Annotated in this window: 13 protein-coding genes; 3 read left to right on the plus strand and 10 right to left on the minus strand. The window is 74.1% G+C overall.

Features of this window, described 5'->3' with window-relative positions:
• Positions 1-30: 30 nt before the first annotated feature.
• The 5 genes from ACFYVJ_RS33180 to ACFYVJ_RS33200 form a co-directional block, all read right to left on the minus strand.
• Positions 31-2,469, minus strand: coding sequence for a hypothetical protein (locus ACFYVJ_RS33180; protein WP_388899683.1), 2,439 nt, complete (start codon positions 2,467-2,469; stop codon positions 31-33).
• The gene (locus ACFYVJ_RS33185; RefSeq protein WP_388899686.1) at positions 2,462-3,259 is read right to left on the minus strand and encodes a hypothetical protein; all 798 of its coding nucleotides are present in this window, start codon (positions 3,257-3,259) and stop codon (positions 2,462-2,464) included. Before ACFYVJ_RS33185 ends, ACFYVJ_RS33180 begins: the two co-directional genes overlap by 8 nt.
• A gap of 79 nt (positions 3,260-3,338) precedes the next feature.
• Positions 3,339-4,034 carry a Crp/Fnr family transcriptional regulator gene (locus tag ACFYVJ_RS33190; RefSeq protein WP_388899689.1) on the minus strand — a complete coding sequence of 232 codons (696 nt, stop codon included), beginning with the start codon at positions 4,032-4,034 and terminating at the stop codon, positions 3,339-3,341.
• Between the two features lie 70 nt (positions 4,035-4,104).
• Entirely contained in the window at positions 4,105-4,986 is an 882-nt protein-coding gene (locus ACFYVJ_RS33195) for a helix-turn-helix domain-containing protein (protein WP_388899691.1), read from the minus strand.
• A 110-nt stretch (positions 4,987-5,096) separates the two neighbouring features.
• Positions 5,097-6,962: a sigma-70 family RNA polymerase sigma factor gene (locus ACFYVJ_RS33200; RefSeq protein WP_388899694.1), complete on the minus strand. Its 1,866-nt coding sequence runs from the start codon at positions 6,960-6,962 to the stop codon at positions 5,097-5,099.
• 263 nt (positions 6,963-7,225) lie between these two features.
• Here ACFYVJ_RS33200 and ACFYVJ_RS33205 point away from each other — a divergent pair, with 263 nt between their 5' ends.
• Positions 7,226-9,181 carry a collagenase gene (locus tag ACFYVJ_RS33205; RefSeq protein ID WP_388899697.1) on the plus strand — a complete coding sequence of 652 codons (1,956 nt, stop codon included), beginning with the start codon at positions 7,226-7,228 and terminating at the stop codon, positions 9,179-9,181.
• Positions 9,182-9,871: 690 nt separating this feature from the next.
• Positions 9,872-12,151 (plus strand): tetratricopeptide repeat protein, encoded by a 2,280-nt coding sequence (locus ACFYVJ_RS33210; protein WP_388899700.1) that lies wholly within the window; start codon positions 9,872-9,874, stop codon positions 12,149-12,151.
• On the opposite strand, the gene ACFYVJ_RS33215 is transcribed toward ACFYVJ_RS33210, so the two are convergent.
• Both ACFYVJ_RS33215 and ACFYVJ_RS33220 read right to left on the minus strand, forming a co-directional pair.
• Entirely contained in the window at positions 12,148-13,074 is a 927-nt protein-coding gene (locus ACFYVJ_RS33215) for a carbohydrate kinase family protein (protein WP_388899703.1), read from the minus strand. The two genes, ACFYVJ_RS33210 and ACFYVJ_RS33215, sit on opposite strands and share 4 nt — an antisense overlap.
• Positions 13,075-13,273: 199 nt before the next feature.
• Complete coding sequence (locus ACFYVJ_RS33220; RefSeq protein WP_388899706.1) at positions 13,274-14,152, minus strand: LysR family transcriptional regulator; 879 nt, start codon at positions 14,150-14,152, stop codon at positions 13,274-13,276.
• 75 nt (positions 14,153-14,227) lie between these two features.
• Here ACFYVJ_RS33220 and ACFYVJ_RS33225 point away from each other — a divergent pair, with 75 nt between their 5' ends.
• Positions 14,228-14,893, plus strand: coding sequence for a dihydrofolate reductase family protein (locus ACFYVJ_RS33225; RefSeq protein WP_388899709.1), 666 nt, complete (start codon positions 14,228-14,230; stop codon positions 14,891-14,893).
• Here the strand turns inward: ACFYVJ_RS33225 and ACFYVJ_RS33230 are convergent.
• From ACFYVJ_RS33230 to ACFYVJ_RS33240, 3 genes are read right to left on the minus strand one after another with little or no spacing between them, the layout of a single operon-like run.
• Positions 14,869-15,606 (minus strand): DUF1275 family protein, encoded by a 738-nt coding sequence (locus ACFYVJ_RS33230; RefSeq protein WP_388899712.1) that lies wholly within the window; start codon positions 15,604-15,606, stop codon positions 14,869-14,871. The two genes, ACFYVJ_RS33225 and ACFYVJ_RS33230, sit on opposite strands and share 25 nt — an antisense overlap.
• Positions 15,603-16,052 (minus strand): heme-binding protein, encoded by a 450-nt coding sequence (locus ACFYVJ_RS33235; RefSeq protein ID WP_101423786.1) that lies wholly within the window; start codon positions 16,050-16,052, stop codon positions 15,603-15,605. Before ACFYVJ_RS33235 ends, ACFYVJ_RS33230 begins: the two co-directional genes overlap by 4 nt.
• Positions 16,053-16,062: 10 nt before the next feature.
• Positions 16,063-17,514, minus strand: a complete 1,452-nt coding sequence (locus ACFYVJ_RS33240; protein ID WP_388899721.1) for an aldehyde dehydrogenase family protein — start codon at positions 17,512-17,514, stop codon at positions 16,063-16,065.
• Positions 17,515-17,522: the final 8 nt, after the last annotated feature.

Genomic DNA, 17,522 nt, shown 5'->3' on the forward strand with positions numbered 1-17,522 from the left:
TGTATTCCTCGTCTCGTCCGGCGGGCCGGATCAGTCCGTTCGTACGGTCGTGGCCGGCGGCCCGGCCGTCGCCTCGCGCAGCCTCGCCACGGTCGCGGGCGCCACGGGCTCGTCGGGGTCGCGCTCCAGGCGGCGTACGAGGTTGCGCAGCCGCGCGGCGTCGTCCTCGCTGCTCAGCACGTGCGGCAGGAACCCGCACAGGACGTCCAGCAGTTGCGGCTCCTCCTCCCCGTTCCGTATCCACTCGGCGAGCGAGTCCTCCAGCCGGGCCCGCGACCTGGCCGTGTCGAGACCGCACCACACCAGGTCCCCCAGCATCCGCGTGAGCCGCGGATGCGCGTCCAGCAGCGCGGCGGCGAGCGGCCAGCGCTCGTGGCGGCGCGCGGGGGTCTCCTGGAGCCCCCACAGCCGGGAGGTGTGCAGCAGGACCATGAAGTCGACGGTGATCAGCGCCAGGTTGCGGTGGCTGGTGCGCCGGTCGCCCATCCAGGCGCCGAGCCGACGCAGCACGGTCTCCGGTTCCGCGCCGGCGAGCAGCCGGGCCGCGCTGAGCGCGGCGTAGCCCAGCCCGGTCGGGTCGGACGCCTCGTACAGCCGGCCGGCCATCCGGCCCAGCTCGTCGAGGGACGCGGACACCGACTCCGCCACCGTGCCGAAGCCGTGCACCAGGGCCGCCGTGCCGGCCCGGGCGTCGTCGTCCCCGCGCGCCCAGCCCCGTACGGTGTGCCGCACCACCACCCCCACCGGCTCGCTCAGCGCCGCCGCCTCGGCGAGGATGGTCGCGGCGGCCAACTGCTGCTGGAGGAACTCGTCGGACGCCAGCGGGAGCACGATCTCGTGGAGCGCGTACGTGAAGTCCAGCGTGCACAGCGCCCCCGCGGTGATCGCGGCCGGCACCCACACCACCGGCCGCCCGTCCACGCACTGCGTACGGAGCCACTGGCACAGCGGACCGCGTACGTTGTGGTGCTCCTCCCACACGTGCGTGAGGACGGCCCGCGCGAGCGCGCCGCCCTGGAGCCGCAGCGTGCTCGTCTCCAGCCGCCGCTCGTCGGCGAACAGCACGTCGCCGGTGGCCAGTTCGGCCCGCGCCGCCGCCAGCCGGGCCCGGCTGTGGTCGCCGAAGAGCACCCGCCCGGGCTCCCGGCCCGGCTCCGCGGCCTGCGCGAACTCCCACGCCAACTGCTCCGCGGCCGTGGTCGTGACGCTGTACGGCGAGCCGTTGTAGACGGCCGCGGCGGTACGGAACGCCGCCTGCCGCAGCGCGCCCGTGAAGGCGTCGCGGCCCCGCGGCGCGGCCCGCCCGGTGGTCGCGAACCACGCGCGGGCCTGGGCGGGGGCGAAGGTGCGCAGCCCGGCGAGGAGTTCGTCGTCGGTGGACTCCGCGCGCAGCCGGGCGACGAGCAGCCGGGCCAGCGACTCCACTTCGTGCGGCCGGAGCGGATCGAGCCCCAGCGCCTCGGCGACGTCCGGCCGCCGCGCCAGGGCGAGTGCCTGCGTCAGCGGCTCCTCCTCGGCGTGGCCGAGGAGCGCGGTGAGGTGCCGGCGCAGCATGCCGTCGGCCGACGCCGCGCGGAAGAGGTGGCCGTAGCGGCCGCGGAGCAGTTCGTCGCCGAAGGCGTCGGTGCCGACGACGAGGATCGCGTACGCGCCGCGCCTGGCGAGGAGCGCGCCGAGCCGGTCGAGGTGCAGCTCGGCGGGGCGTTCCGCGACCCATCTGCCGTCCCACTGCCGCCGTTCCGGGTCGTCGTCGTCCGGCCGCCAACGGGGGGCGAGCGGCACCTGGTCGGCGATCTGGACCAGATAGCCGCGGCCCTCGGCCAGGTCGGCCTCCGCGATCCGGTCCAGCTCGGTGCGCGGGTCCATCCGCTCGACCTGGCCGCGGGTGATCTCGTCGAGCAGCGACAGCGCGGTGTAGCCGCGGCCGCTGCCGGTGTCGCCGCAGAGGGCGATCAGGCGCTGCCGCTCCAGGAGTCCGCGCAGCTCGGGGTAGCCGGGGGGTTCCTCGAAGACGAGGCGGAGGCGGCGCAGTTCGTCGCGGGGGACGGTGCCGGTGACCAGGCGCGGCACGTCGGCGCGGGCGGTGGTGTAGTGGTGGTGGTCGCCGAGGTGGACGTCGCCGCGGGTGCCGTCGACGATGGCACTGCGGCCCCGTACGTCCACGAAGTTGGCGCGGGCCTGCCGTACCGCCTCGTACGCGCCGGCCTCCACGCGGTCCGTGAACGGGCCGGAGTGCGCGGCGCTCAGCCGGCCCTCGTCGGACCCGCCGCCGGCACCCCCGCCGCCACTGCCCTGCCCACCGCTGCCCTGCCCGCCGCTGCCCTGCGCGCCTCCGCCCTGCCGGGCCCCGCCGCCTCCGGGACGTCCCGCGCCCCCGCCCTCGCCGCCGCCGCTTCCGCCTGGCCCGGCGCCCCCGCCCGCGCCGCCCCCGCCGCCGCTCGCGCCCGACCCGCCGCCGCTGTCACTCACCGCGCTCCGCCCCCTCCGCGCCGCCGTCCCGCTCGCGGGTCACGCGCACCCCGACGATGTCGCCGTGCACCTCCGCGCCGTCCACGATCTGGTTGTGGCCGTTGACGTTGATCCAGTACTTCGCCCCCGGTGCCTGCCCCGGCCGCCCCCCGGGCACCGCGGTCGGGGCAGGCTGCTCGGGCGGCGGCGCGGCCGCCGGCCACGGGGGCGCGGCCCGGCGCGGTACGTGGAACCACGCGACCTCGTCCGTCTCCTTGGCCCGTACCGGAATCGGCCGGTAGTGCTCCGGCTCCACGAACCTGCCGCCCTCGGCGACCACCGAGTGGTACAGGACGTCGGAGGCCACGAACACCACGTGCACGTCGTCGTCGGCCGCCAGGATCGCCTTCGCCGGCTCGCTGTCGCACAGCCGGCACGCCAGGTCGACCGCCCGGCCCACCAGCCCCCTGCCGTCCTCGGCCACGGGCCCGCCGTGCATCGCGATCCGTAACCGCAGCGGCTCGCTCAGCCCCTCGTTGTGCTCGCGCACGCCCTGGTGGACCTCTTCGAGCCAGAGCCCGACCAGCGCCGCCGGCGGCACCTCGGGCGCCAGCGCGGCGAGCACGCCGTCGCCCCGGTCCTCCAGGTGCACCTGGCTACCGCCCACCCCCACGGCGGCGAAGGCGGCCTCGAAGACCTCGTACATCCCCTGGCGCGCCCGGATCTTGGCCCGCTGACCGAGGCGCCCGGAACCCTTGATGTCCGCGCTCACCACCAGCCGGTGGACCGCCCCGCCCCTGCTCACGCTCACTCCAACCCCCTCGGACGACGCCCGGCGGCCGTGCCGTGCACTCAGGATGGCCGTGCCGCGCGCCGGTGTATGTAGCCGTTTACACAACCTCGGTGCCGTCTCCGGCCAGCAGCCGCAGCGGCTCGGTGTCGACGACGACCAGCCGCCTGGTCGCGGTCCGGACGATGCCCTGCTCGCGCAGCAGCCGCAGCGCCTTCGCCACGGCCTCGCGGGTCGAGCCCACGGAGGCGGCCAAGTCGTGCTGCGGCAGCGGCAGATCGATGGTCACGCTGCCGTCCGGGTGCCGGCGGCCGGTGCGCTGGGCCAGCTCCAGGAGGCGTAAGGACAGCCGCTGGAGCACGTTCTCCGAGGCCAGCGACCGCCGTTCACCGTCCGAGCTGCGCAGCCGGGAGCTGAGCTGTCTGAGCACCAGCGCGCTGACCGCGGGGCTGGCGCCGAGAAACCCGCGGAACCGGTCGCCGGGGATCACCACGGTGTCCAGGGGCCCCAGCGCCGTCACCGTCGCGCTGCGCGGCCTGCGGTCGACCGCGGCCAGCTCGCCGACCAGCTCCCCGGCGCCGCGCAGCGCGAGGATGAGCCGGTGGCCCCGCTCGGTCGCCACCGAGACCACCGTCCAGCCGCGGAGGATGGCGACGACGTACGAGGTGCGGGCGCGCTCGGGCAGGAGCACGTCGCCGCTCGCGTAGCTCCGCGGTACGCCGAGTGCCAGCAGCGCCGCCCGCTCGTCCGGCCGTAACCCATCGAGCAGGGGCTGTTCCCGTTCGATGAGACTCAAGCCGACCGCCTTGGACCCATGACATCCCCGCCCCGAAACGACAGCACGCTAGGGAACGGGCAGGCGCACGTCAATGCGGCCCGGGTGCGTGCCCGGCGCGGAAGGCGCCCGGGGGCGCGCCCACCCTGCGGGTGAAGAGCCGGGTGAAGTGCCCGGGGTCGGCGTAGCCGATGCGGCGGGCGATGGCGGCCACCTTGAGGTCCGTGGTGGCGAGCAGGTCCTTGGCCGTGTTCAGCCGGGTGCCGAGGACGAAGTCCTTCGGGCTGCACCCGGCCGTGTACTGGATCTCCTCGCGCAGCTCGGCCAGCGGCAGCGCCAGCCGGCGGGCGTGCTCGGTCACGGAGACCGGCAGGTGGGCGGCGCGGGCGAGTTCCTCGACGACCGCGGGGGGCCGGTCCTGCGGGGTGGTGCGGGAGCGGCGCAGGACGGCGAGGAGTTCGTGGAGCCCGGCGGCGGAGGTGGCGTCGTAGGCCGGCTCGGACTCGTTGCAGACGGTGGCGAGTTTGCGGATCGTACGGTGTGCGGGGGCGCCCGTGGCGAGCGGGACGACGGCGTCGTCGGGCGCGGGGACGAGGCCGCGCTGGGCGCAGGCCGCGAGCGCCGGGCCGCTGAAGCCGGCGAACGCCACCGTCCAGCCGGGCTTCCCGGGCCCGTAGCAGTGCGGGACGCCAGGCAGCAGCCACAGCAGCGCCGGCGCCCCGACGCGGATCCGCTCCCGCCCGCCCCAGGAGAACCAGCCGGAGCCCGCCAGCAGGACCAGCGCGACATGGTGCTCCACCACCCGCGGGCCCACGCCGCGCGGCGGCAGGTCCTGGACGCCGAGGGCCGTGCAACTCAGGCCCGCGTACCGCCGTATCGCCGTCGGCACCGGCCACCGCCGCCACCGCTCCCGGCGCTCGTGCCCCGGGGCCCAGTCGGCGCTCCCGGCGTCGAGCCGCGCAACGCTGCTCATGCCTCTCCCGTACGGACTCGGTGATCGGTTCCTGTAGGGGAGGAGCGCGTACGGGCCGGGCCGTCCCGCGACTTTGCCGGTGCTTTACCGAGGAGTCTTCCGGCCGTCGGTCAGTAACCGAAGGCGGGGCCCCGGTAGCGGAAGCGGAGCGAGGGGGTCGCCTCGTAGTTCGCGGTCGTGCCGATGTCCGGGGCGTGCGGGCGGCCTTCCGCGGCGGCGCGCCAGTCGTCGAGGCCGAGGAACTGCCCGGAGGAGTCCCGCTGGGTGAAGACCACCTTGTCGTCCTCCTCCAGGAAGTACTTCCAGTGGGCGGTGGACTCGTCCGACCGGCAGGCGCCCGGCCGCTGGCTGACCGGGGCGCCGTCGGCGTCGGTGCCGGAGTGGGTGAGGCACATGCCGGTCGCGTGGTTGCGGATGCGTACCTCCTGGACGGGGGGCAGGGAGACGAGGAGTTCCCACTGCTGGCTGCGGCCGCCGTCGCAGTCGGCCTCGTACGGCTGGTCGCCAGCGGCGGCGCCGATGTCCATGCAGCGGCCGGTGGCGGCGACGGGCAGCGCGGTGCGGTCGTCGGCGGGCGGGGACCAGTCGGGCGGAGGGCCGGTGTCGCCGCCGCCCGCGGGGGGCCGGCCGTCGGAGGCGGTGGGCTTGCGGTCCGGATCGCCGCCGCCGGTGCGGTCCTTGGCGGAGTCGGGTCCCTCGGTGCGGTCGGCGGCGGCGGTACGCGGGGGGTCGTCGGGGCCGTCGTCGTCGCCGGCCCCGGGGGTGCTGCGCGCCGCGGAGGGGGTGGGGGCGGCGGTCGTCGCGGTGGGGGCGGGCGGTGGCGGCGGGGGGTCGCCGCCGCCGGGGAGGGTGGTGAAGCCGGTGACGACGACGGCGAGGACGGCGGCGCCGGCGGCGGCGGCCTTGACGGCGGCGGCGAGCCCGGTGGAGGCGGCGCCGCCGGTGGCGGCGGTCGCGGCGGAGCCGAGGGTGGTGACGGCGCTGCTTGCGCTGCTTGCGCCTGCGGAGGCCGTGGCGGAGGCGGTGCCGCCGGCTGGGGCGGCCCCGGCGGCGGTCCCGGGGGTGGCGGCGGTGCCGGCTGTGCCGGGCGTACCCGGCGCGCCTGCCGTACCTTCCGAACCTCCCGTGCCGCTCGCACCATCCGCCCCGTACGACGCCCCCGTCCACAGCAGCAGCCCCACCGGCAGCGCCGCGCTCAGCGAGCCGTTCAGCTCCCGCAGCTCCGCGCGCGTCCGCCGGCACCGACGGCACACCGCCAGGTGGTGCTCAAGACCGCGCTGTCCGCGCCGCCGCCGCCCCCCGCGCCGTACCGACGCGGCCAGCAGCCCCGTGTAGTGCCGGCACTCCGCCGGCGCCCCGGCCTCCCCGGCGCGCTCCGCCAGATACGCCTCGCGCAGCCCCTCCCGCGCCCGCGCCGTGAGCGACGTGACGCCGCTCGCCGTCAGGCCCAGCAGCGGCGCGATGCGGTCCGGCGACTCGCCCTCGACCGCCGAGTGCCACAGCGCCGTCTGCCACCGCTCGGGCAGGCTGCGGAACGCGCGCAGCACCAGGTTCGCGTCCTCCCTGCGCAGCGTCCCCTCCTCGCTGCTCTCCACGGTCGGCGTCCGCGTCAGCCAGCCCTCGAAGTCGGGGGCCAGCTCGGTGCGCCGGGCCGTACGGGACCACGCGGCCGCGGTCCGCCTGACGGTCGTCAGCAGGTACGGCCGCCACGGCCCGTCAGGACCGCTGCCGCCGCGCACGGCCCGCAGCGCACCGGCGAACGCCTCGGACGTCAGGTCCTCGGCGGTGTACGGGTCCCGCGTGCAACTGCGCGCGTACGCCAGCACGGCGGCGCGGTGCCGCCGGTACAGCTCGTCGAGCGCCGCGTCGGCGGTGCCGGGGAGCGCGTCGCGTATCAGGGCGGTGAGGTCGGCGTCGCCGGGGGCGTCGCCGGACGTGGCGCCGGACGCGGGAAAGGCGGTGGGGCTTTCGGACATGGCGGTCATTCCATGAGGGAGGAGAGGGCGAAAGGACGCTTGTCAGGGAGAGAGCGGGCCGCGGGCTGCCCATCCCGCGACGATGCGAATCCGTTATGCGGCCGGGGTGTTCACGAATCAAAAGTGCAAGTGCCCGCGAGGGCGGGGACCTTGGCTCGCCATGTGACGTGTGTAATTTTACATGGCACCAAGCCTCGTGTGCATGACAGCCAGGTGCTCCCGGCCGTCCCGCGCACGCGGAACGTACGGACTCGGAGGCTCACTTGACAGCCAAACCCCCCATTTCGAGAACGTGGTTCTCCCTCCTGCTGGTCGCCCTGGCGATGTGTCTGGGGGCGGGGTACGCACTGGTCGCCCCCGCCGCCGAAGCCACCGCCGCACCGGGCGGGGCGCCCGCGCCGGTGTCGGTCCCCGCCCCGAAGCAGTCCACCCCCGCAGCGCTCGCCGCCGCCCTCGCGCCCGGCGACCCGATGACGACCGCCGAGGCGAAGGCGGACGCCGCCCTCCTCCGGCCGCGGGAAGCCGGCACGGACGCCACCGCGCGCCGGCTGGCCCGTACGGCAGCCGGTCCCGAGGCGGCGGAGTGCAACGTCGCGGACTTCGCGTCGAAGACCGGCGGCGCGCTGGTCGACCAGATCAAGGCGTCGGAGACGGCCTGCGTGAACACGCTGTTCGGCGTCACCGGCGCCGACGCCCGCGCGCTCTTCCAGGAGTCGCAGATGGTCACGGTGGCGAACGCCTACCGTGACACCGCCGCCTCGTACCAGGGCGACAACAGCGCGTCGATCACCCAGATCGTGCTGTACCTGCGCGCCGGCTACTACGTGCAGTACGGCGACCCCGAGGGCGTCGGCGAGTACGGCCCGGCGCTCAAGTCCGCTGTCCAGGGCGGCCTGGACGCCTTCTTCGGCTCCGCCCGCGCGTACGACGTGACGGAGGCCAACGGCCAGACGCTCTCCGAATCGGTCATCCTGGTCGACAGCGCCGTGGAGAACGCCCGCTACCTGGACGTCGTCAAGAAGCTGCTGACGGACTACGACTCCTCGTACGACGAGTTCTACTGGATGGTCAACGCCGTCAACAGCACCTACACCGTGATCTTCCGCGGCAACTGGGTGCCGGAGTTCGTCGACGCGGTGGCGGCCGACCGGAGCCTGCTGACCCTCCTGCGCGACTTCGCGACGAACCACAAGGACCTGATCGGAACCGACAAGCAGTTCCTGACCACCAACGCCGGCCGCGAACTGGGCCGGTTCCTCCAGCACGACGAGCTCCGCGAGGCGGTCCGCCCGCTGGCGAAGGAACTGCTGGGCGCCACCTCCCTCGACGACCCGGCGACCGCGGCGCTGTGGGTCGGCGTCGCCGAGATGACGGATGCGTACGACAAGGAGAACTGCGCCGACTTCGGCACGTGCGACCTTCAGGAGCGCGTACGCGAGGCGGTGCTGCCGGTCGCGCACACGTGTGCCGGCACCCTTCAGATCGCGGCGCAGAAGCTGACCGCCGACGAGCTGGAGCAGTCCTGCACGAGCATGCTCGGGCAGGACGAGTTCTTCCACGGCGTGGCCAAGGACAGCGGCCCGGTCGCGGACGACAACAACACCAAGCTGGAGGTCGTCGCCTTCGACTCCAGCCTCGACTACCAGACCTACGCCGGGGTCGTTTTCGGCATCGACACGAACAACGGCGGCATGTACCTGGAAGGCGACCCGGCGAAGGAAGGAAACCTGCCGCGGTTCATCGCCTACCGCGCGGAATGGGCGGACGGGTTCGAGATCTGGAACCTCAACCACGAATACACGCACTACCTCGACGGCCGCTTCAACATGTACGGCGACTTCGAGGAGAACATGAAGACGCCGACGGTCATGTGGGTCGAGGGCTTCGCCGAGTACATCAACTACGCGTACCGCGACCTGCCCAACGAGAAGGCGATCGAGGAGGCGGGCAACAACACCTACGCCCTCAGCACGCTCTTCGACACCACCTACGAGAACACGAACACGACCCGCACCTACCAGTGGGGCTACCTGGCGGTCCGCTACCTCATCGAGTCGCACCCGGATGACGTGGCGACGCTGCTGGGCCATTACCGCACGGGCGACTGGGAGGGGGCCCGCACGCTGCTGACCGGCACGATAGGCAACCGCTACGACGCGGACTTCGCCGACTGGCTGAAGAAGTGCGCCACGGGCGCCTGCACCACCGCAACGTCCTGAGGGCTACCACCCCAGGTGCCCCGCCCATGAAACGGGCGGGGCACCACCGTCCACACCAAACGGGCGCCGACCCCGGGTACAGCGGCCACGAGCACCCCGTCTGCATCCGATGCCGGCGTATGGCACCGCGGCAGCCGCACCAAGGGGTTTCAGCGGCTTTGGGTGCCCGGCACCGGTGCGGCATCGGGGTAGGCGGCTCGGGTTTGGCACCGGATCCGGGGGGTTGGAGCATCGGGCCCCCTGCCGCCGCCGTCTCCGTGGGAAGCCCGTGCTTCGTGGCGGGCGGCGACCGTTCGGCGAACTGCCGGCACCGCCCGAGTCACCGCCCCGGGGGCGGCTCCCGCCACCCGCCGTCCGCCGCCCACCGCCATGCGTGCAGGCGCCCAAAGTCCGAACCGCGTGGGCGTTTTGGCCGGTTTCTGGACGCCGGGTAGCGCAACTTCGCCTGGTGGCACGTGTTTCGGGGCTCCGGAGTCGTGGTTCGGGCCGGTGGGGTGTGTGTCTTCCGGTTCTGGGCGGTCCAAGGCGGCCGACAATCCTCTGGTTGCGTCCGGTGCTCTGTGCGACAGTCGCACGGAGTCGTGAGCGTGCCAGCCACTCATTCGAGTGTTGGCAGTTGCCAGCGGGATATGCCAACCCCCAGGTGTGGCTACAGTCGGATGTGATCTTGACGACCCTGGGGGTATCCGTATGCCACCGTCCGACGGTCATGGGCCATGGGGGCGGAGTGACACCCGCAACGATCTGTCCGGGACCGTCCACGGGCCCAGCCTTCAGGCGGCCACCATCCGCGGGGACGTCTACCTCGGCGCCGTGCAACGGCAGCGGCCGCCCGTTCCCCGGCAGCTTCCGCCGCGGCCCCGGTACTTCACCAACCGCGACGCGGGGCTGGAGGTCCTCGACCTCGCGCTGGCGCGGGCGCGGCGCGAGGACTCCTCCGCGCTCGTCTCCATCAGCGGTCTGCCGGGGGTCGGGAAGACGTCCCTCGCGCTGTCCTGGCTGCACCGCCACAGCGACGACTTCGCGGACGGGCAGCTCTACGCCGGGCTGGAGGGCCACCGGGCAGGCGAGCCGACCAGTCCCGCCCACGTGCTGCCCCGGTTTCTGCAGGCGCTCGGCGTCGCTCCGGAGCACGTTCCCGTCGACCTCGCCGGGCAGATGGCCCACTTCCGTACGGTCACCGCAGGCAGCCGTATCGCCGTCCTCTGCGACAACGCCCTGTCCGCCGCCCAGATCCGCCCCCTGATGCCCGCTTCCGCGGGCAGTGTCTGCGTGGTGACCAGCCGCTGGCATCTCCGGCCCCTGGTGCTGGACGGTGCCGAGTTCGTACGGCTCGATCCGCTCGACACGGATTCGGCCATCGAGCTGCTGGGCAACATGGCCGGGCACGAACGCGTCGCGGCCGATGCCGCCGCCGCCCGCGAACTGGTCCTCTCCTGCGGCCGTATCCCGCTGGCGGTCTGCGTCAGCGCGGCGCTGCTCGTCGCACGGCCCGGCTGGAGCGTCGCGACGGCGGTGACCGGTCCCGCCGTCGGTTCCCATCTCACAGAAGCAGACGAGGAGGTATCCATGAAGACCCGGCTCGACCAGGTGTACACGGCGCTCCCCGACGCCGCCGCACGGCTGTACCGCCGGATGGGCCTGCATCCCGGCAGCGAGTTCGACGTGGGCGTCGCCGAGGCCGCCGCCGCCGCACGTCCCGAGATTCCCGCGCCGGCCGACAGCCTGGCGACTCTGGTGCACGCCAACCTCCTCGGCATGGACCACCCCGGCCGGTATCACTTCCACGACCTCATCCACGAGCACGCCAGGCACCGGGGCGAAGCGGACGACGACCGCGAACTGCGTGCGGTGACCGAGCGGCGGATCATCGATCACTATCTCGCCACCGCGGACAGCGCGGATCACGTCGTCTATCCCCAGCGCCGGCGCCCGGCGCCGGAATACCGGTTCCCGCCGGCGGAGAGCCGTACGTTCGCGGACTTCGCCACCGCGCTGGGGTGGTTCGAGCAGGAACTCGCCAACCTCATGGCCGTCCTGCGGCTCGCCTCGGAGCGCGGACACGATGCGGCCGCCTGGCAGATGGTGGACGCCATGTGGGGCGTTTTCATCTACGCCCGGTACCACCGCGACTGGATCGCCAGCCACCAGATCGGCGCATCGGCCGCCCGTGCGTGCGGTCACCGCCTCGGCGAGGCGAGGCTGCGTACCGGCCTCGGAGTGGCCCTGCGGGACACCGGCCGGTACGAAGAGGCGCTCGTCGCCTTCCGCCAGGCCCTGGCGCTCCGCCGCGAGATCGGCGACCGCAGGGGTGAGGCGCTGGCCCTGCACAACGTGGGCCTCGTACACCTGCAACGCGAGGAACTGGACCTGGCGGGGGAGCTGTTCCGTACCGCGCTCGCCATCCGCGAAGAAGTGGCGGACACCCGCGGGACGGCGCGGGAGCACTCCGCCATCGGCGAGGTGGAAAGCCTCCTCGGGCACCATGAGGACGCCGTCCGTCATCTCACCAGGGCCACGGAGCTGATCGCGGGGACAGGGGACCTCAACTCCGAGATCCCCGCCCGCCGACGCCTCGGGCAGGCGTATCTGCGCGCCGGCGACCGCCCCGCGGCGCGCGCCCAGCTCGAAACCGCCCTGGCCGAACTCCGGGACGCCGACGGGGTCTTCGACGAGGGCACCCTGCGCGAAATCCTCGGAGAGGTCGCCGAGCAGGACGGGAATCCCCTCTCGGCCCGGGGACACTACGCCCGGGCCGAGAAGGTCTACCGCAGACTCGGCGCCCTCCCGCACGCGGAGCGCGCCGCCGGCCACCGGCGCCGCCTCGATCCCGACGCCGATCCCGACGCCGATCCCGACGCCGATCCCGACGCCGATCCCGACGCCGATCGCGACGCCGATCGCGACACCGATCCCGATGCCGACGCCGATCCCGGCGGCCCCGCGGATCCCGCGCCGGCGCCGCACTAGCGCCAGGTGCCGACCCGCGTACGCAGCGGGTAGACCCGGCGCAGAGCGGCCAGTTCCCTGTCGGTCAGGAAACCCTCGGCGGCCGAGCCGGCCCCGACCTTCCAGCCGGCGAACAGAACGGCCGACTCCAGCGCCTCCACCGGCTTGCCCGAGGTGAGCCAGCCGTGCAGGAAGGAGGCGAACAGCGCGTCCCCTGCGCCGTCCGTGTCGCGGACGGGCCGCGGCGTGACGGCGCCGATCTCCACCAGCCGCCCGTCCTGGAGCCCCATGACGCAGCCGTCCTCGCCGCATCCCACCGCGGCGATCCGGCACCCCGGGTAGCGGCGGAAGACCTCCCCGATCCACTCGGCGCACGTGCCCGGCAGCCGCTCGTGACTGCAGAAGAGCACGTCGGCCACCTCCAGCCACGGCCGGTGGCTCTCGTCGTCCAGATCGGCCGACACATGCAGGTCCACGGCCACCGGCAGCCCCAGCAGTTCCTTCGCCGGCCGCAGGAAGGGCTCGCCGAACGGCCGGTTGGTGATCACCGCCAGATCCGCGTCCACCGCCTGCTCGATGAAGCGCTCCATCGGATAGTCCCCGGAGCCGCCCACGGCCCAGGCGTTGCGTGCCACACGCCCGCTCGGGTCGGTGAGGATCATGGTCTTGGCGGTCTCCGCGACGTCGACGACTCCCCGTCCCTTCAGTCCCCGCCGCTCCATGGCCTCCCGGATCACCGCTCCGGCCTCGTCGGTGCCCACGAGCGTGCAGACATGTGCCTCACTCCCCAGCTTCCGTAACGCGCCGGCGACGTTGTACGCACCTCCCACGACAGTGCAGCGCATCCATGAAGCGCTGCGGTACGCGCTGTATTGCAGCGGGAATTCCTCGACGGGCGCAGTCATCGCCAGCCTCGTCATTCCCACGATGACAAACCGCGGCATAGTCGATCTCGTCTCCCCCAGATTGCGGCTTCGGGCCGGGAATCCGGCCCGCGCATCCGAGTCTGCGGGAGGTGACCAGAGCGTTTTCTTGCAGCCCGCATGCAGAATTGCTGCAGGCCCGCCGTGACGCCGGCCGAACGCCTTTCGCGGAAACGAATGTGTTCGCCGGGACGATGATCCGGAGACGTTTCTGCCGAGACTACTGGGCCGTGAGTTCCGCCGCTGCCCGTTGAAGTGCTTCCACGAGTGCCCTGGCCCCCGGCGGGTCCGGCGGGTCCCCGTACGTCGCCGCGTAGATCCGGCGTTCCGCCCCCGGGATCTCCGTCGTGTGGATTCCCTCCCCCCGGTGCGCCGCAAGGGCCAGGCCCGGGAGGGTCGTGACGCCGATGCCCGCCGCGACGAGGGCCTGGACCACGACCATGTCGTCGCAGACCGAGTCGATCCGCGGGGTGAAGCCGTGGGTCGCGCACACGGCGGTCAACTCGTTCCGGCAGCGCTCGCAGCCGCCGATCCAGGGCGAGAGCCGGTGGTTGGCCACTGTGTCGTCCGGCTGCCGGCTGACCAGGTGGATCGGGTCGTCCGCCACGTGGACGAGGCGGAAGCCGTCGTCCTCCAGCGGGGCGTGGGCGTAGCGGAAGACGAGGGCCACGTCGGCGTCTCCCCGGCGGAGCATCCGCAGCGCCTCGACCGGGTGGCGGTCGGCGATGCTCAGGGCGAGGCCGGGGTGGACTCCGGCCAGCGCGCGGGCCGCCCTCGGCACGATCGTGCTCAGTACGGAGGCGTTGGCCGCCAGGCGTACGCGGCCTGCGCGCAGGCCGACCTGGGCGGCGAGTTCGCCGGCCGCCGCGTCGACGCGGCCGACGATCTCGGTGGCGCGGCGGGCCAGGAGTGCGCCTTCCGGCGTGAGGCGGATGCCGCGGCCCGCACGCTGGACGAGCTTCGCGCCCGTCGCCGCCTCCAGCCGGGACAGGTGGTGGCTCACCGAGGGCTGCGAGTAGTGGAGTTCACGTGCGGCTTCGGTCACGGAGCCGTGGCGTGCCACCGCCGCGAGCACCTTCAGATGGACGAGGTTCAGCACTCATCAAGCATATTGATGTGATCTTCGATGTTCTGGCATTGGACGTCATTCCCCGCCCCCGACATGCTGATCCCCATGGCCAACCTCAGATGTCACATCTCCATCTCCCTCGACGGCTACGTCGCCGGACCGCTCCAGAGCGTCGAGAACCCCCTCGGCGAGGGCGGCGAGGCCCTGCACGACTGGGTCGTGCCGCTCGCCGGCTGGCGCGAGATGCACGGCAGTGAAGGCGGTGAGGTCAACGCCAGTTCGCAGGTCTTCGCGGAGACCGTCGAGAACATCGGCGCCGCCGTCATGGGCCGCGGCATGTTCGGTCCCGTCGGCGGCGGGCCCTGGGCCGAGGACGAGCAGTGGAACGGCTGGTGGGGCGACGAGCCGCCGTACCACTACCCGGTGTTCGTCGTCACCCACCATCCGCGCCCGGCCGTCGAGATGACCGGCGGGACCACGTTCCACTTCGTCACCGACGGCATCGAGTCCGCGCTCGCGCGGGCGAAGGAGGCGGCGGGCGGCAAGGACGTGATGCTGTACGGAGGCGGCGGGATCGCCGGGCAGTATCTGGCCGCCGGCCTGCTCGACGTGCTCGAACTGCACGTCGTCCCCGTCCTCCTCGGCGGCGGCTCCCGCCTCCTCGACGGCGTGGACGGCAGCCGGGTCCGCCTGGAGCAGGTCCGTGCCGTCGAGGGGGAGGGGGTCACGCACCTCAAGTACCTGGTTCACCCGGTACGTTCCGGCCGCTGACCCGGCCGTACGCACAGCACCATCGCCGCCGCGGTCGCCACCAGCAGCGGCACGGCCGCCGCCTTCGGCGCGTACGCCAGCAGCAGCCCGCCGAGCAGGCCCCCCACGAGCAGCGCCGCCAGGATCGCGGTGCGCAGGGCGGCGTGCCGGCGGTCGCCCTGTGCCAGGCCGGAGACCAGCGACGTCAGGGTGCCGGTGACGAACGTCGTCGTGATGCCGGCCCGGTCCAGCCCCCGGGCCGCCGCCGTCTGCACGCCCATCGCCGTCGCCGACGCGGCGATCAGCCCGGCGCCGGCGGCGGTACCGGGGGCGGCGTCCGCCGCGACCCACCCGGCGAGGAACACCGCGTGCAGCGCGAGCCCCGCGCCGAGCACCCGGGCGGAGCCGGCCGGGCGGGTGCGCAGCAGGCGGAACCCCGCGAGCATGCCGAGGGCGAAGCCCGCGAACGAGGCCGTGCAGCGCAGGACATCGCCGCGCAGCACCTCCTGCCACGACTCGTCGGAGGTGGCCGCCATGCCGACGAGCACCAGGTTGCCCGTCATGTTCGCCGTGAACACCCCGCCCAGGCCCAGGAACGAGATCGCGTCCGTGATCCCCGCCGTGACCGTCAGCAGGATCAGGGCCGTGTCCGTGCGGAGTGCTGCCCCGCGCCCGCGGGAGACGGCCGCCGGGCGGGCAGCCGTCGCCGTCGCAGTCGTCGCCGTCGTCGTCACGCCGCCCCCGACGCCACCTTCCGCTCGAACGCCGCCAGCGCCGCCGCGCCGACCGCCTTGTCCTGGTCGCCGTTGCCGCCGCTCACCCCCACCGCGCCGACGACCTCGCCCTCGTACACGATCGGGAACCCGCCCACGAACGCCGCGAAGCGCCCCGGGTGCATGTGCTGGATCCCGAACGCCTCGTTCCCGGGCAGCGCCGGGCCCTTCGGCTCCTCGTTGAACAGGTGCGTCGCCCGCTGGTGGCCGGCGGCCGTGAACGCCTTGGCGATGGCGATCTCCACGCCCGTGAGCCGCGCGCCCGTCATGCGGTGCAGGGCGATCGGATGGGCGCCGTCGTCGGCGATGCAGATGGTCTGCCGGACGCCGATCCGCGCCGCTTCCGCCTCGGCGGCCTCCAGCATGACCAGGGCGTCTTCCAGGGTGAGCCGGTGGATCTTGTGCATGGGAGTCTCCTCAGTACGCGCAGTACACGGTCTTCGTGTCCGTGACGAACTCCAGCGCCGTCCGGCCCCCTTCGGGGAAGGCGCCGGAGCTGGACGCGCCCCAGCCGCCGAAGGGCGGCGCGACGCCGTTGCCTGTGGTGCGTTCGTTGACCTTCACGACCCCGCAGCGCGCCGCCCGCAGGAAGCGGTGCGCGGTGCCGAGGTCGCGGGTGTGGATCGCGGTGACCAGCCGGTGCGGGTCCGCGTTGATCGCGGCAAGCGCCTCCTCGGGCCCCTCCACCGGCACCACCGACAGCAGCGGCCCGAACAGCTCGCCGGTGTTCACCGGATGATCCGCCGGTACGCCGGTCAGCACCGCCGGCAGCACCCAGTGCCCCGCGGGATCCGCCCCCGGCGCCAGCGACCCGCGCCCCGCGACGACGGCGCCCGCGGCGACGGCCGAGTCGAGCAGCCCGGTGAGGCGCGTGCGCTGCCCGGCGGTGGCGGCGGGGCCGACGTCGGCGCCCGGGTCGTCGCCCCGCCCCGCGGTGAGCTTCGCGGCCCGCTCCGCCAGCAGCGCGGTGAACTCCGCCGCCACCGCCCGCTCCACCAGCACCCGGTCCGTCGCCGTGCACACCTGCCCGGTGAGCCCGAAGGCCCCGGCCGCGACCTCCGCGGCCGCGCGCGGCAGGTCGGCGTCGGCGCAGACCAGGGCGGCGTTGTGGCCGCCCAGCTCGAACTGCACCCGGGCGGCGGGCCCGACGGTGCCCCGCAGCGCCGCGCCGACCCGGTCGGAGCCGGTGAACGTCACCGCCCGTACCTCCGGCGCGCCCGCCAGCGCCGCCATCGCCGCCGGGTCGTCACCCTGGACGACCCGCAGCACGTCCTCCGGCACGCCGCCGCGATGGCAGGCCGCGGCCAGCCGCGCGCCGGCGCCCGGCGTGACCGGCGATGGCTTGAAGACGACGGTGTTCCCGGCGGCCAGCGCGGGAGCGATCTTCCGGGCGGCGAGCGAGACCGGGAAGTTCCAGGGGGTGATGGCGACGACGACGCCGAGCGGCACGCGCAGCGTCCAGGCCGCGACACCCGGGCTCTCCCCGGGGTACGTCGCCCCCTCCACCAGGTACGCGAGCTGCGCCGCCAGCCGGAACTGCTCGACGGTCTTGGCCACCTCGCCGCGCGCCGAGCCGAGCGTCTTGCCCTCCTCCCGGCAGATCAGCAGGGCCAGCGCCTCGGCGTCCGCGGCCAGCTCCGCGGCGGCGCCGTGCAGCGCCTCCGCGCGGCGTCCGGCGGGGGCCGCGGCCCAGCTTTCGAAGGCCCGGTGCGCGGTCCGTACCGACTCGGCGGCCTGTGCAGGAGTGGCGGCGGCGACCTCGGTGACGATCTCGCCGGGGGCCGCCGGGTCGGTGGAGCGGAGCACGGCGGTGGAGGCGTCCTGCGCGGCGGTGGCGACGGGCGCGGCGGCCGGATCCGGGGCCGTCATCGCCGTGC

The sequence above is a fragment of the Streptomyces sp. NPDC004134 genome, assembly GCF_042874195.1.
Taxonomy (GTDB): domain Bacteria; phylum Actinomycetota; class Actinomycetes; order Streptomycetales; family Streptomycetaceae; genus Streptomyces.